The organism is Hymenobacter arizonensis (assembly GCF_900115775.1).
GTDB classification, from domain to species: domain Bacteria; phylum Bacteroidota; class Bacteroidia; order Cytophagales; family Hymenobacteraceae; genus Hymenobacter; species Hymenobacter arizonensis.
The window spans coordinates 254,736-269,441 of record NZ_FOXS01000001.1 but is presented as its reverse complement, the minus strand read 5'-3'; the positions used below and the strand labels follow the sequence as shown (position 1 = coordinate 269,441).

The 14,706-nt window shown below is 59.2% G+C and carries 11 protein-coding genes and 1 riboswitch; of the genes, 3 read left to right on the top strand and 8 right to left on the bottom strand.

Going from position 1 to position 14,706, the window contains the following annotated elements; genetic code table 11:
• Positions 1–10: 10 nt before the first annotated feature.
• A complete protein-coding gene (locus tag BMZ66_RS01130; protein WP_092668163.1) occupies positions 11–1,489 on the top strand; it encodes an SDR family oxidoreductase in 1,479 nt (492 codons plus the stop codon).
• Positions 1,490–1,508: 19 nt separating this feature from the next.
• On the opposite strand, the gene BMZ66_RS01125 is transcribed toward BMZ66_RS01130, so the two are convergent.
• From BMZ66_RS01125 to BMZ66_RS01110, 4 genes are all read right to left on the bottom strand, one after another.
• Positions 1,509–1,904, bottom strand: a complete 396-nt coding sequence (locus BMZ66_RS01125) for a response regulator (RefSeq protein WP_177204542.1) — start codon at positions 1,902–1,904, stop codon at positions 1,509–1,511.
• A complete protein-coding gene (locus BMZ66_RS01120) occupies positions 1,885–3,420 on the bottom strand; it encodes a sensor histidine kinase (protein WP_092668161.1) in 1,536 nt (511 codons plus the stop codon). The genes BMZ66_RS01125 and BMZ66_RS01120 overlap by 20 nt, the downstream gene beginning before the upstream one ends.
• A gap of 286 nt (positions 3,421–3,706) precedes the next feature.
• A complete protein-coding gene (locus BMZ66_RS01115; RefSeq protein ID WP_092668160.1) occupies positions 3,707–6,274 on the bottom strand; it encodes a type IA DNA topoisomerase in 2,568 nt (855 codons plus the stop codon).
• A 371-nt stretch (positions 6,275–6,645) separates the two neighbouring features.
• Positions 6,646–7,284, bottom strand: coding sequence for an HD domain-containing protein (locus BMZ66_RS01110; protein WP_092668159.1), 639 nt, complete (start codon positions 7,282–7,284; stop codon positions 6,646–6,648).
• Between the two features lie 426 nt (positions 7,285–7,710).
• Between BMZ66_RS01110 and BMZ66_RS01105 the strand changes: the two genes are divergently transcribed.
• Positions 7,711–8,172 carry a YsnF/AvaK domain-containing protein gene (locus BMZ66_RS01105; RefSeq protein ID WP_092668158.1) on the top strand — a complete coding sequence of 154 codons (462 nt, stop codon included), beginning with the start codon at positions 7,711–7,713 and terminating at the stop codon, positions 8,170–8,172.
• Positions 8,173–8,225: 53 nt separating this feature from the next.
• A complete protein-coding gene (locus BMZ66_RS01100) occupies positions 8,226–9,209 on the top strand; it encodes a YsnF/AvaK domain-containing protein (RefSeq protein ID WP_092668157.1) in 984 nt (327 codons plus the stop codon).
• A gap of 120 nt (positions 9,210–9,329) precedes the next feature.
• Here BMZ66_RS01100 and BMZ66_RS01095 read toward each other — a convergent pair whose 3' ends face one another.
• The 4 genes from BMZ66_RS01095 to BMZ66_RS01080 all read right to left on the bottom strand — a co-directional run bounded on the left by BMZ66_RS01095 (position 9,330) and on the right by BMZ66_RS01080 (position 14,062).
• Positions 9,330–10,178, bottom strand: coding sequence for a CPBP family intramembrane glutamic endopeptidase (locus BMZ66_RS01095; protein ID WP_092668156.1), 849 nt, complete (start codon positions 10,176–10,178; stop codon positions 9,330–9,332).
• Between the two features lie 94 nt (positions 10,179–10,272).
• The gene (locus BMZ66_RS01090; RefSeq protein ID WP_092668155.1) at positions 10,273–11,739 is read right to left on the bottom strand and encodes an amino acid permease; all 1,467 of its coding nucleotides are present in this window, start codon (positions 11,737–11,739) and stop codon (positions 10,273–10,275) included.
• 128 nt (positions 11,740–11,867) lie between these two features.
• A complete protein-coding gene (locus BMZ66_RS01085) occupies positions 11,868–12,887 on the bottom strand; it encodes an LLM class flavin-dependent oxidoreductase (RefSeq protein ID WP_092668154.1) in 1,020 nt (339 codons plus the stop codon).
• A 179-nt stretch (positions 12,888–13,066) separates the two neighbouring features.
• On the bottom strand, positions 13,067–14,062 hold the full coding sequence (locus BMZ66_RS01080; RefSeq protein WP_092668153.1) for an ATP-grasp domain-containing protein: 996 nt from the start codon (positions 14,060–14,062) through the stop codon (positions 13,067–13,069).
• 475 nt (positions 14,063–14,537) lie between these two features.
• Positions 14,538–14,630, bottom strand: a riboswitch (SAM riboswitch).
• Positions 14,631–14,706: the final 76 nt, after the last annotated feature.

Here is a 14,706-nt window from a genome sequence, read left to right as displayed (position 1 = left end):
CTTTCTCGGTATGAAAATTCTTCTCACCGGCGCCACGGGCTACATCGGCCAACGCCTGCTGCCCCTGCTGGCGGCCGCTGGGCACGAGGTGGTGTGCCTCGTGCGCGACCCGCGCCGCTTCTCCCTGCCCGACACCTTACCCGAGGCCCTGCACGAGCGAGTGCAGGTGGCCCGCGGCGACCTGCTCCGGCCCGCCACCCTGGCCCACCTGCCCACCGACCTCGACGCCGCCTACTACCTCGTGCACTCCATGAGCGGGCACAGCGAGAATTTCTTCAACCTGGAGCAGCAGTCGGCTCACAACTTCGTGCAGTACCTGAACACGACCTCGGCCCAACAGATAATCTACCTCTCCGGCATCGCCAACGACCGGGGCCTGAGCGTGCATTTGCGCTCCCGGCGGGCCGTGGAATCGGTGCTTGGCAAAGCCACTACGGCTCAGCTTACGGTACTGCGCGCCAGCATCATTATCGGCTCGGGGTCGGCTTCGTTTGAGATTATTCGGGACTTGGTAGAGAAGCTGCCGGTGATGGTCACGCCCAAGTGGTTGAATTCACGTTGCCAGCCCATTGGCATCCGTGACATCATGTTTTACTTGACGTCCGTTTTGGACAAGCCGGAATGCTTCGGAAAGGCTTTCGACGTGGGCGGCCCCGACGTGCTGACCTACCGCGAAATGCTGCTGGGGCTGGCCGCTGAGCGTGGCTACAAGCGTTGGATAGTGACGGTGCCGGTGCTCACGCCGCGGCTGTCGTCGTGGTGGCTATACCTGGTCACGAGCACCACTTTTTCCCTGGCTCAAAGCTTGGTGGAGAGCTTGAAAAACGACACCGTGTGCGACCCGGCCAAGAGCATTGAGGCCGTCATCCCGCACGAGTGCATGAGCTACCGGGCCGCTCTGGCGCTGGCCTTCCAGCGCATCGAGCAGAACGAAGTGGTGAGCAGCTGGAGCGATGCGCTGAGCTCCGGCACCATGCGCCAGAACTACATGGACGCCATTCAGATTCCGAAGAACGGCATGTTCTTCGACCGGCAGCTCCTACCCTTCCGGCGGCCCGTGCCCGAGGTGCTGGACAACATCTGGCGCATCGGCGGCGACCGGGGCTGGTACAAAACCGACTGGCTCTGGCGCCTGCGCGGGCTCATGGACAAAGCCGTGGGCGGCGTGGGCCTGCGCCGGGGCCGCCGCTCGCCCTCCCACCTGCGGGCCGGCGACCCGCTCGATTTCTGGCGGGTGCTGGTGGCCGACAAAGCCAGCCAGCGCCTGCTACTCTATGCCGAAATGAAGCTGCCCGGCGAGGCGTGGCTGCAGTTCCGCATCATAGACCAAGCAGATGGCAGCCACGCCGTGGAGCAGCTGGCCGCATACCGCCCGCGCGGCCTGGCCGGGCGCCTCTACTGGTACGCCGTGCTACCGTTTCACGGCATCATCTTTAAGGGCATGGTGAAGAACCTGGTGCAGTACGGCGACCGAGCTCACGCCGCGTGAGTTAGTGCCGCGGTTACGGCTAGTTATTCGGCACTTCCAGCAGGTGCTGCATCCGCTTCAGCGCTTTCTCATCAATGGGCTTCGAGAAGAAGCCCCTGACATGCTTGTAGTGAGTGGTTTTCTCAATATCGTCGGGCCGGATGGAGGAGGTTACCACGAACACGCACACGTCTTTGGCTATGGCCAAGCTGTCGAAGGCATCGAGGAAATCCCAGCCGTCCATCAGGGGCATGTTCAGGTCCAGCAGAATAACATCGGGCAGGGCACCCCCCGTTTCGTTTGCTTCCTTCAGGCTATCGAAGGCCCGCTGGCCGTTCACGTACGATTGCACCTCACTGCAAAACTGCTCTTTCCTTATCATCAGCTCAGCCAGGTAAGCTGCCACTGGGTCATCCTCAACTATATAAGTCAACATCGACATTGGTGCTAAAAAACACTTTAAACGTGGAGCCAACGTCCGTCTGACTTTCTATTTCTATCCGGCCCTGCATCGCCTCTACTTGGTTTTTGCTGATGAACAGCCCCATCCCGCGAGCGTCGTCGTTGTTGTGAAAGGTCTTGTACATCCCGAAGACCTTATTGCGGTTTCTGTTCAGGTCGATGCCAAGGCCGTTGTCTTGCACGGCTAGTACGATAAAGCCCGGCTCCTGGTACGTATAAAGTCGGATAAAGGCCGGGCGCTCCGTCGCCCGGTATTTGACCGCGTTGCTTAGCAGGTTCAGTAGAATACTGTCGAGATACGCCGGCACCACGGGCACCAGCAAGTCGGCCGGCACGTCTACTTCTACCCGAATCTGATGCTGGCGAATCTGAACGTTGAGGGCGTCCAACGTTTTAATTATCTCCTCTTTCAACAGCCGGGGCTCCTTGGCAATGGCGCCCTGGGTGTTGATGGTCACGATGTCGTTTAGGTTCGCAATGGTTTCGGCCAGCTTCGCGGTGCTGGTGTTCAGCATTTGTAGGAAAATCGCTTTCTGGTCCGCGTTGCCGTTGCCATCCAGCAGTTTGGCCAACGACGTGAGGTTGGCCGAATGCGAGCGAATGTTGTGGGAAATGATGTAGGCAAAGTTTTGCAGGCGCAGGTTTTGCTGCTTGGTCACCTCCAGCAAGTGCTGCGACTTTTGCAGATTCTCGGTTAGCAGCGTCACATCGTAGCCCACACACAGAATTTCGGTCACTTGGCCCTGCTCGTCAACCAGGCCTTTGAATTCCCAATGGTTGGACTTAACCGGACCGTTATTGTACGGCTTGCGTAGAATAACCTGATGCGGCACTTCGGGCTCAACAAAGCATTGGGCCACCACGTCGAGGCACTTGGGCCGGTCCTCCTCAATGATGCTATTGAGCGATGAAGTACCGATTATTTGGGCATCGTACCCAAAACGCTCGTAGAATAAGTCGTTGACGTACGTGTAGTTGCCCGCCGCATCGGTCTTGATAATGTAGACCGATTGGTTGCTGAGAATGGTGCTGTAGTGGTTGGCTATTTCGACGGCGTAGGCTTCCTTCTCCACCTCCCGGGTGATGTTGAGCAGCGCCCCCACCAGCCGCGTAGCAGTACCGGCTTCGTTCCGCAAAAGCAGGGCCCGGCAGTCCATCCACACCTCGCTGCCATCGAGCCGATGAAAACGCAGCACCTGAGAAAAGGTGTGGCAGGCAGCGTCAGCGGCTTTGGCTGCCACTACTTGCTGCATTGTGGCAAAGTCAGCGGGAAGCAAAGCGGCTTGCCAGGCGTTCGGCTCGGGGGGCAGGTGTTGGGCATCGTGGCCCAACGTGAGCCATAGTTTGGAGTTGACCCACCCATTTTCGGGCGCTTGCAGGTCCCAATACCACAAGCCGTCGAGTACGGTGCCGTGCAAAAAATTGAATAGCGTGGCGTCTGCCACCGCCAAATCGAGCAGCTCGGCCTGTAGATAATCCGGTGTCCTCACAAATTTGGTCCTCGCTGATTATAAGGTCGTCAATGTGGAAGAAAAAGAGTGGCTGCGACCAGTATACCTACAAGCAGCAAACACCATCTTTGTTTCCAGCTTGCCTCTTAGTGCTTGATTACAAGCAAATCAGGCACCTAGGATATAGCCAACAGGCTGCCTTTTTGAAGGTTTGTCAGCGAGCCAAAAAGCCGTCACACCAAGTTGCTATCCTTCGTGTGACGGCGCACTTGCAAGCCCGACGGCCAGCCCATCGACCACCAAGCACAGGCCCTGCTCCTGCTTCCTACCCAAACACGGGCACCACCCGGCCTTCCTCTACCTTCAGGGCCGCGTCGTACTTCTTGCCGGTTTTGGCCGAGATGAAGCCTTTGATGACACTGGTTTCGCCGCGGCGCAGCAGCTGCTTGAGCTGCGTTTCGGTGAGGGCCTTGCCGCCCCATTCAAATGCCACCCGGAACTGGCAGTCTTCGCGGAACCGCGAACAGCCAAACGCCGCCTTGCCCTTGAGCATGGTGCCGAGCTTGCACACCGGGCACGGAATCTGCCCCGATTCGGGGCTGGCGCCGGGCTTGGCATCGGCCACCAGTTGCAGCGTGGGCTGGAAAGCGGTGTCGAGGCCGATGGCGGCGTCGAACTTCTGGCCCTCGGCCCCCACAAAGCCCTTCATGACAGGCGTGCGGCCCTTCGCGAGCAAGGCCTTCACCTGCGGGTCGCTCAGCCTCTTGCCGTGCACCTCAGCGGGCAGGCGGAAGGTGCAGCCCTCGCGGAAGCGGGCGCAGCCAAAGGCCGTTTTGCCGCGCAGCACGTGGCCGGTTTTGCACATGGGACAATAGCCGAGGCCCGCGGCCGACGGGGTAGTGGTATTGCCGGGCGTCATGCCCGCGGGGGCTTTCGAGCCGGCCACCTTGGCGCCGGGAGCAGCCTTAGCTGCGGCCACTACTTGCTCGGCACTGCCGGAGGTCACGGCGCGGCCCGAGGCGTCGGTTTTCACCTCCTGCACCATCTCGCGCACCAAGCCAGTGAGTTCGGCCAGGAACTGCTCCGAGGACAGCTCGCCCTTCTCAATCTGGCGCAGCTTGCGTTCCCACTGGCCCGTGAGCTCCGCCGATTTCAAGGTTGGGTTGCGGATTAGGCCAATCAACTCCACGCCAGTAGGCGTTGGCAGCAAGCGTTTTTTCTCGCGCCGGATGTAGTTGCGCTTGAACAGCGTTTCGATGATGGCGGCGCGGGTGCTGGGGCGCCCAATGCCGTTTTCCTTCATAGCCTGGCGCAGCTCTTCGTCGTCGATATTGCGGCCGGCGGTTTCCATGCCACGGAGCAGGCTGGCCTCGGTATAGTCCTTGGGCGGCTGGGTGACCTTGCTGTCGAGGCGCGGGTTGTGGGGGCCGCTTTCGCCTTTCACGAAGCTGGGCAGCACGGTGCTCACCACGTCTTCCTGCTCCTCGCCGCCGGGCTTCTGGTTGGGCGCGGGGGCCGGGGTAGGCGCCTGCTGCTCCTCGGGGTTGCCATACACCACGCGCCAGCCGGGGCTGAGAATCTGGCGGCCGCGCACCCGGAAAGGGCGCTCGGCGGCTTCGGCCAGCACGGTGGTATTGCTCACCTCGCAGTCAGGGTAGAACGCAGCAATGAAGCGGCGCGCAATGATGTCGTAAACGCTGCTGTCCATGCCGCCGCTGGGGCCGGCCGCGCCCGTCGGGATGATGGCGTGGTGGTCGGTCACCTTGGCGTTGTTGAACACCTTGGGCGTCTTCGGAATCTTGGTGGCCAGCAGCGGCGCGGTCAGGCTGTCGTAGCCAATGCCGCGCAGAATGCCAGGAATTTTAGCATACTGGTCGTCGGGCAGGAAAGTGGTGTCGACACGCGGGTAGCTCACCGCCTTCCTCTCATACAGGCCCTGCACAATCTTGAGGGTGTCCTCGGCCGAGAGGCCCAGCTGGTTATTGCACTGAACCTGTAAAGATGTCAGGTCGAACAAACGCGGGGGCGACTCCCGACCCTTTTTGATTTCCACATTGGTGATAACCAACGGAGCAGGCCGTACTGCCTCAAGCGCTTCTTGAGCCTCCTGCTCGGTCACGAAGTAGCCCAGCGCCCGGAGTCGGGTCTTCTCGTCGGGCGCGTCTTCGGCTTCCTTGGCCTGCTTGGGCGGGGCAATGTGGCTGAACATGGTGCCCCGGTATTCGGTCCGCAGCACCCAGTAGGGCTCGGGCTTGAAGTTCTGAATCTCGTGCCAGCGGTCGACCAGCAGGGCCAGCGTGGGGGTTTGCACCCGCCCTATGCTTAACAGCTGCTTGTCCTGGTAAGTGGTGTATTTAAGAGTGAACAGGCGGGTCGCGTTCAGGCCCAGGAGCCAGTCGCCCACGGCCCGGCTCTTGCCGGCCTGGTACAGCTTATCGAACTCCTTGCCCTCGCGCAGGTTGGCAAACCCCTGGCGAATGGCCTCCTCGGTAAGGGAGGAAATCCAGAGGCGCTTCACAGGCTTGCGGCACTTGGCCTCCATCAGCACCCAGCGCTGAATCACCTCCCCTTCCTGCCCGGCGTCGCCGCAGTTGATGACTTCCTCGGCCTCATCCACCAGCTTCTTAATGGTGTGGAATTGCTTCACCACGCCTTCGTCGCGGCGCATGAGCTTGATGCCGAACGTGTCCGGAATCATGGGCAGGTTGTGCAGGCTCCAGCGCTTCCATTCGGGCTGGTAATCGTCGGGCTCCTTTAGCTGGCAGAAGTGGCCGAAGGTCCAGGTGACCTGGTAGCCGTTGCCCTCAAAGTAGCCGTCCATGCGGCGGGTGGCGCCCAGCACGTTGGCAATCTCACGGGCCACACTGGGCTTTTCGGCAATACAAACCTTCACTGATTTTCGCTGATTAATCGGGAGCCGCTCATTGATTGAGCAGCATCGTAATCAACAAAGATAGCCGAGGAAAAGGTCGCTTTTAGGGCCTTGGGCAAGTACCTAACCCTCCGCGGCATGCAGCGCCCTCCTAGTCCCTGAAGCTCTGGGCTCCTAAGCAGCCTTTGTAGCTAGGGCGTCCAGGGAGCAGATGAAGTACGTGGCCTCTTATAGGGTGGGCCGGCGGCGTGACACTCCTTCACGGTTGCCTCTGCCCCTCCCCTACTCAGACCAGGCAGTCTGGATAGCTAGATTTAGCACGTGCTTTTATGTTGATTTAGCTTAATACGCCTTCAAGCAGCAATCAACCTTTGCATTACCGACATGCGACATCAAAGCCCGCCGCGCTCCCAGGCATTGAGCTCGGCTTGCAGGTTGCGGCGGGCGGCGGCATCCAGCTCCTGGCGCATGGCCGGCGTGTGGTAAAGCACGGGGGCGGCCAGCATCTTCGCCAGTATTTTCCGGCGGCCGGGGCGGTACAATAGGTCAGGCACGAGGCGATACTCCCGGCGCACTTGGCGGGCATAGGTCCAGTAGTCGGCTTCTGATGCCCCAAGCACGCTCAGGTCGGCGTCGAGAAAGGAGAGCAGGTCAACGTCGTCGAGCGGTTGGGGCTGAGTATGGTCCTGGGTGCGCTCGATGAGAAAAGCCACACGCTGCTGCCGGGCGGGCTCCAGCGTGGAGGCCTGCAAAAAGGCCAGCGCCTGGGCTGCGCTACGGGCTTCGTTGTCGGACTTGAGCGGGTTGTACACGGCGTCGTGAAACCACACGGCCAGCTGCACTACCCCGGCATCTTGCAGCGGCGCCCGCTCTAGTCGGTTCAGCAAGTTTTCGATGTGCTGCAAGGTGTGGTAGTGGCGCCCGGATGCCTGGTAAGCCGTGGCCAGCTCCTGGAACGTGGTCTCCCGCAAAGCAGCATCGGCTACGAGCGGGGCAGTGAGGTGGTGCCAGCGGGCAGCAAGCGTATACATAGAGTGGAGGACCTTGAAGTGCCGGTAATAGCCGGCTGGGAATTCTGGCCGAAAATTACAGCCAGTTGGCGTAGCCAACTCCTGCGAAGCCATACCGCAGAGACTACAGGGCGCCAATTATGGCTGCGAACAGGAGTTTTCTGGTCTGTACTTACGATGAAAGAAAGCTTCACATCGAAAAAATAACATAAAAAATACGGGCATAAACCAAGACTATGAGCCTTGCAATCTGAGTCAGGAAGCCGCTTCGTTTAAACTTAGCCATAGCTCTCAATAATAGCCTGTATGAAAGCAAGTAGGACTCAAGCTCGCACACGATTTTCGCAGGTGCTAATTCCCAAGGCAAGTCATAATAAGCACTGCTGTAGCGCTATGGGTGCCCGCCTGCTTCATTAACCCCAGCGAACATGCACCGTAGTAGTTGGCATGTCTCCAAACGACCCCGACTTCCTTCCCTCCTCTGCGCCCGCTGCTTCCGCAACGCCGGAGTTCCTGCCTCGCACGATTCCCATAATCGAGGAAGTGCCCCACGTTCAGAAGGAAGTGGTGGAAACCGGCCAGGTAGTGGTGCGCAAAACTGTGCACCAGGAGACCCAGGCCGTGAACGTGCCTACCCGGCACGACCAGGTTTCGGTAGAGCACGTGCCCGTGAACCGCTACGTGGATGTGCCTCCCCCCGTGCGGCACGAAGGCGACACCATGATTATCCCAGTGTTTCGGGAAGAAGTGGTCGTGACAACCCGCATTTTGCTGGTGGAGGAAGTGCACGTGCGCAAGCAGGTGGTAACGACCAACACTGTGCACCAAGTAGAGCTGCGCCGCGAGGCCATTAGTGCCGAACGTGTTGCTGCCTCCCCTCCGGGCCCTACCAACACGCCCGCCTCCTAGAATTACCTTTCTTTTTCTTTCCTTCCTTTCCACATTTCCCTATTCCTTTCATCATGGCCCAAACCGTAGTAGGCTTGTTTAATAGTGCTTCAGAAGCGCAGCAAGCCGTCCAAAACCTAATGTCCGCTGGCTTTGTAGGCAGCAATGTTGACGTAGCAGCGCAAGACGCCCAAAATGCCCAGCGCTTGGCTGGCGGTGCTGGCTCGAGCACCAACAACCGCGATGCCTCCGATTATCGCAACACCAGCGGAACCGCCGTAGAAGGCGCTGCTGATGCTGCCGGACGCGCGACCGACGATGCCCAGGACGGCATCAGCCGGTTCTTCAGCAACCTGTTTGGCGGCGACGACGACGATAACCGCTACACCCGCTCTGCCTACACCAACCTCACCCGAAGCGGCCGCTCCGTAGTGACCGTGCACGCCAGCACCGCCGACGAGGCCGAGCGTGCCCGTGACATCCTCGACGACAACGGCGCCATCGACGTGCAAGAGCAGGCTTCTAGCCAAGGCTACGGCATGAGCGGTGCCCAAGGCTATACCGCTGACACCAACACCAACTCGGCCACTGCCCAAACCGGCAACACCCAGGCCCTCCCCATCATCGAGGAGAACCTGAGCGTGGGCAAGCGTGTGGAGCAAACCGGTGGTGCCCGCATCCGCAGCCGCATCATTGAGCGGCCGGTAGAAGAGCACATCCGTCTGCGCGAAGAGCATGTGAACATTGAGCGCCGCGACGTGAACCGTCCTGCCACGGAAGCCGATTTCGCCGCCTTCAAAGAAGGTGAAATCAGTGTAACCGAGCAGGCCGAGCGCGCTGTAGTGGGCAAAGAAGCCCGCGTAGTAGGCGAAGTCAACATCGGCAAAGAAGTGACCGAGCGTGACGAAACCGTAACCGGCACCGTGCGCAAAACCGACGTGGAAGTAGAGCGCCTGCAAGGCGGCCAAACCCGCACCGGCGACGCCGACATAAACCTACGCGGCGGCACCAACCGCAACGACGCTGACCTCGACGACAACGGCCTAACCGGCCGCTAGGCGAAGCGCTAAAAACTAAAAGAGGCGGCTGAATATTCAGCCGCCTCTTTTTTTGTGGGCTATACTTGGCACCTTGGCGGGCCGCCGATATAACAACGTCCGTTTAGCCCTAGCCCAATTTTAGGCCGAAAATGCGGGTTCGAGTTCTTCGGGGCTTGTGGTGCGCTGCACGCGCCACAGTAGGGCCCCGCCTACCAGCACGCTAAGCAGCAACGCTCCTGCATACTGCCACGTCGAATCAAAAAAGCCCGTCACCGCTGACTTCTCGTTCCAAGCAGGAGGCCCCAGCAACATCAGCAGAAACACCGTCAAATTATTCAGTGCATGCAGGGCCATGCATAGCCACAGCGAACGGGTGCGGTAGTATAGCCACCCCAGCAGCAGGCCCGCCAAGGCGGCCCTTACGCCTTGAGCAAAGTCGAGGTGAAACACTCCAAAAATCAACGCGGACCAAACAATGGCCGACTTCGGTCGCATATTTTTTAACAACCCTGCCAGCACAACTCCACGCCACAACAGTTCTTCGAATACTGGCGCCGCTACAACAATCGAAAGTGCCAATGCAATTGGCGTTTTCATCTGCTCTTCGAAGCTGCTGGATATCCAGCTAGGCAGAGGCAGGAAGGCCAAAGGCGAGCGCACTAGCATCATAGCCAGGACTAGTACCGGCAGGGCCGCGTACAGCCACGCTTGCTCCTGACCCTGGAGGCGTAACGGCTGCCACCGGTTACCGGCCATCCAGCGCAGAAACATCAGTAGTAAGGGGCAGCTCGTCAGTGAGATAAAAGGACCAACATATACTTCCGGCATCCCAATGACTGTAGTTAGCAGCCAGGAAATCGGTATTATAATCACACAGGATGAGAGCAGGAACCAACCCAATATGCCCCAGCTTTCGGCTAGGGTTGGGTAGGCGGGCTCTGGTGTTGGCAACTCTTCGTTGGCGACCGCAGGGGCAATGGCTTCCATGGAAATAGCGAAACGGCGGGTAGATGGGCACCAAATGTACTTTCCTCGTTTCGCAAATAGCTACTGCAGTTGAGCAAGCGGACGCTATATAGGATTATGTTACCTTCTGGGCATCATTGGCTTCCTGCGCCAAGCGCAGTTTACTGTGCTTTTTGCCATAGCCAAAGTAAATGGCCATGCCAATAGCCAGCCACACTATCAGGCGCAGCCAGGTGTCAAGCGGCAGCGAAAACATCATCACCAGGCACACCAGAATGCCCAGAATCGGCACCAGCGGCACCCACGGTGTGCGGAAGCTGCGTGGGGCGTCGGGGTCGGTGCGACGCAAAATGAGCACGCCCAGGCACACCATCACGAAGGCCAGCAGGGTACCGATGCTCGTCATTTCGCCCACCACGGCGATGGGCACGAAGCCCGCAAACAGAGCAATGAAGCTCCCCAGCAGCGCAATGGACTGAAAAGGCGTGTTGCGGCGCGGGTGCAGACGCGAAAACACCGGCGGCAGCAGGCCGTCTTTCGACATGGCGAAGAACACCCGCGACTGCCCCAGCAAATCGACCAGAATAACCGACGTGTAGCCAATAAGAATGGCCACCAACACCGCCGACGTCAGCCAGGCGTAGGGCGTTTTTTCGATGGCGATGGCCACCGGCGCGGCGCTGTCTTTGAACTCGGTGTAGTTGGCCAAGCCGGTGAGCACGTGCCCAAACAACACGAACAGCACCGTGCAAATCAGCAGCGAGCCCATGATGCCGATGGGCATGTTGCGCTGCGGGTTCTTGGTTTCTTGGGCCATGGTGGCCACGATGTCGAAGCCAATGAACACGAAGAAGATAACGCCGGCGCCCCGCAGAATGCCACTCAGACCAAACTCGCCGAATGTGCCCGTATTGGTAGGAATGTAGGGTTGGTAGTTGACGGGGTTGATGTACTGCCAGCCCAGCCCGATGAACACCAGCACCACCGACACTTTCAGGAACACCACTAGCGCATTGAACCAAGCCGAGCCCTTGGTGCCGCGCATCACAATGGCCGTCATGGTGAGCACGATGACCATGGCCGGCACGTTCACGAAGCCCGTGACGGTGCTGCCGTCGGCTAGCTTGGCGGTTTCGAAAGGCGACATCACCAATTGCGCGGGTAGGTTGATGTCAAACTTGCTCAGAAACTTAATCAAATACTGTGACCAGCTGATGGCCACGGCCGCCGCGCCCACGGAGTACTCCAGCACCAGGTCCCAGCCGATAATCCAGGCGAATAGCTCGCCCATGGTGGCGTAAGAATAGGTATAAGCTGAACCTGAAACGGGCACCAGTGAGGCAAACTCGGCGTAGCACAAGGCCGAGAATGCGCAGCCCACGGCCGCCACAATGAACGAAAGGGTAATGGCCGGCCCGGTATGATTAGCCGCCGCAATGCCCGTGAGCGAGAACAGGCCCGCCCCGATAATTACGCCAATGCCAATGGCGATAAGGCTTACTCCGTTGAGACTTCTTTTCAGGGCGCCAGCCCCGGTTTCGGCTGCTTCCATTTGAAGCAGCGCCAGTGATTTTTTAAGCATATAGAAAATTAGAATACGCGGTGACCGTTGGGCACTCACGTATTCTGACACAAATGAAATCGAGCCGACTTTCGGCCTGAGAAAAACACCCCACCCCCGTCCCTACCGGGTACGGGGTGGGGTCTGCGCTACGCCAGCACCTGAATGACAGCTTCTGAGAACCGCTCCATCTCCTCCAGTTGCGGGCTGGCCTGCAGCAGGAAGAAATCCACGCCCACTTCTTCAAAAGCGCCAATGCGGTCCTGCAACTGCGCCGGCGTGCCGGTGAGACCGGTACGCAGGCCACGGTTCGAGACCGAGTAGTCGTGTAGCGAGACCTGTTGCTCGAGCTGCGTGCCGGCCAGCCACTGCTGGTAGTTGTCGTAGCCAGCGGCCGAAGCCTTTACATTAGTGATGCGGTCAAGCTCTTTTTTCACGTCCTGCTCGTTGTCGCGCACGATGGTGTAGCCAGCCACGCCAAACTTCATGGGCGGCAAGCCTTTCTGCTCGCGGCGGCGGCGCATGTCGGCGATGCGAGCTCCTATTTGCTCCGGCGAGTCGCCGTGCATTACGTAGCCGTCGCACTGGGTTGAGATGAGGTCTTTGGCAGCTTCCGACTCGCCGCCGGCGTACAGGAACGGCGCCTTCGCGGGCTTGGGCTGGAGGATGTTATCGGCCACTTGGTAGTACTTGCCCTCGTAGCTAAAGTGGTCCTGATTCCACACATTGGTTACCACGTCGAGCCACTCGCGGGTGCGGGCGTACCGGTCGTCGTGCTGCTCAAAGTGCAGGCCGTACTTGGTGGCCTCGTCGCGCCACCACGACGATACCACGTTCAGCGATAAGCGGCCCGGGGCAATCAGGTCGATGTTGGCGGCCTGCTTGGCCAGCAGCGCGGGGTTGTGGAAGGTGGGGCGCACGGCCACCATTATTTCTAGCTGCTCCGTAACGGCAGCCAAGGCAGCAGCGGTGCTCCACGCTTCCAGTGACGGTGCCTCGGTGCCCTTGATATCGTTCAAGTAAAGCTCGGCGATGAGCGTGAGGTCGTAGCCAAGAGCTTCGCTGCGCTGCGCCAGCTGCTTCACGTAGCTCCAGTCGGTAGGCATCTGCTCGTCTTCGACGTTGCGCAGCCAGCCCCCAAAAATGGGCATCCAATATCCAAATTTCATGGTTTGTGTTTTTTTTTAAGAGAGGAGTAGGCGGGCTGGGGGGTGCCTTTTCCGTCTGTCATCCTGAGCTTGCGAAGGACCTTATCACGTTCGCACTATTTGTGATTACTGCAAACTGTTCAGTGGTGATAAGGTCCTTCGCAAGCTCAGGATGACAGACGGCCTTGCCTGACGATATTCTAAGCAGTAGCCAATTCTGCTGGTACCGCTGCCTTCGAGCCGGCTGGCAGCTGCGCTTCGAGGTAGTCGACGAAGCGAGCGTATGGGTCGAAACCAACCACGTTCACGGCATCGGCCACGAAGTTTGACAGGGCGTTGATGTCGTAGAACAGCACGTCGCCCGTGCGGTCGTCGATGAGGTACTCGATGCCGCCGACGTCAATTTTGGCTGCGGCCACGATGCGCTCCACAGCGGCAATCACCTCGGCTGGCGGCGTGAAGGCTTCCACCTGTATGCCTTTCTTGGGTGCTTCGGTCAGGCAGAATTCAGCTGACTGCTCCTCGGGAATCTGGCAGATTTCGGCGGGGCACAGGTTGAAGCTTTCGCCGGTGGTAAACACCTTCATGGCGTAGAGAAACTTGCCGTCCAGCGTTTCGACGCGGTGAATGTTGCCGCCGCGGGGCGTCACATATTCCTGTACCAAGGCGGTCTGGTCGATGCCGAGGTCAATCTGGTTATTGTCCACCGCAGCCTGCAGGCCCTCGGGTGTATCGAAGCGGATGATGCCCGCGCCGCTGCCTCCGATGTTCACCTTCACCACAATGGGGAAGCGCAGCTCCTTGGCCGCGTCCACGGCCCGCGAGGCGTGGTTAATCACGAACGACTTCGGGTATTTCAGCCCCAGCGACTCAAACAGGGAAAGCTGGCGGGCCTTGTTGGTTTCGATGGCCGTGGCCGCCGAGCCGTTGATGATGCGCGTGCCGATGCGCTCGAGGTGCGTGGCATAGCCCGCGGTGTGGAAGATGCCCTGCCCGTGCCCACGCAGGTAAGCCGATGAGCTCATGCGGTTCACTACCAGGCTATAAGGGCTTTCCTTTTCCGCGGGGTTGAATAGGTGGTGGGCGGCGTCAATCTTCTCGTAAGGCAGCCCGCGGCGGTCGAGCTCCGCAAACAGGGGCTTAAACCATTCGGGGTGCTCGAAATAGATGCCAATGGGCTTTTGAGTCAGCGACATAATCAGAAACTTGGGTTGGTATTAAGTAAGACGGTGGTGTGAGACGGCCAAGCAGTGGGCTTCCCATTGCGGCCAAGAATCCAGAAATTGAAGGAGCCCGAATGGGCAGGTAGTCGGCGGCGCTGGCCTCTCCTGAGTCTTTCTAAATCAGCTTTTTGCTTGACCTCCCCGGGGAGACGGACGCATGCAAACCAATGCTGTTCAGCACACTGCCTAGCGCACGCCGAAGCGCAACAGCCAGCAACAACCCAGAAAAAGAGGATGCAGACGCCCGCAGGCAACTGCAAAAACGCAGGCATACCGAGGCACCAAGCCTCAGCTACCGCCTACCTACCCGCGAAAAATCATTCGGGACAGGCTAAGCCAGACAACAACAGCAACAACAGCCCATGCCCGCCCAACGCATGACAGCGGGGGTGGCAGTAAAATCGGCAATGTGATTGGGGAGGTTGTTGGCAGCGTCCACGGCAACTTGTTTTTATATGGTCAGGAATTGGCACCTTGCCCGCGGTTGCGGATGGTTGCCGACGCTTCATCGAGCCTGTCTCTCAGCGCCTCTGTATAAAAACAATCCTTTGGGAGAAAGAATTGATACGGCAAAGATACAGCGAAGCCCCCGATTTGTTTCAAACCGGGGGCTTCGC

Bases quoted from the DNA above. Each gene is read 5' to 3' on its own strand.
- BMZ66_RS01130 (WP_092668163.1), top strand. From the start codon at position 11: ATGAAAATTCTTCTCACCGGCGCCACGGGCTACATCGGCCAACGCCTG.
- BMZ66_RS01125 (WP_177204542.1), bottom strand. From the start codon at position 1,904: ATGTTGACTTATATAGTTGAGGATGACCCAGTGGCAGCTTACCTGGCT.
- BMZ66_RS01110 (WP_092668159.1), bottom strand. From the start codon at position 7,284: ATGTATACGCTTGCTGCCCGCTGGCACCACCTCACTGCCCCGCTCGTA.
- BMZ66_RS01105 (WP_092668158.1), top strand. From the start codon at position 7,711: ATGTCTCCAAACGACCCCGACTTCCTTCCCTCCTCTGCGCCCGCTGCT.
- BMZ66_RS01100 (WP_092668157.1), top strand. From the start codon at position 8,226: ATGGCCCAAACCGTAGTAGGCTTGTTTAATAGTGCTTCAGAAGCGCAG.
- BMZ66_RS01095 (WP_092668156.1), bottom strand. From the start codon at position 10,178: ATGGAAGCCATTGCCCCTGCGGTCGCCAACGAAGAGTTGCCAACACCA.
- BMZ66_RS01090 (WP_092668155.1), bottom strand. From the start codon at position 11,739: ATGCTTAAAAAATCACTGGCGCTGCTTCAAATGGAAGCAGCCGAAACC.
- BMZ66_RS01085 (WP_092668154.1), bottom strand. From the start codon at position 12,887: ATGAAATTTGGATATTGGATGCCCATTTTTGGGGGCTGGCTGCGCAAC.
- BMZ66_RS01080 (WP_092668153.1), bottom strand. From the start codon at position 14,062: ATGTCGCTGACTCAAAAGCCCATTGGCATCTATTTCGAGCACCCCGAA.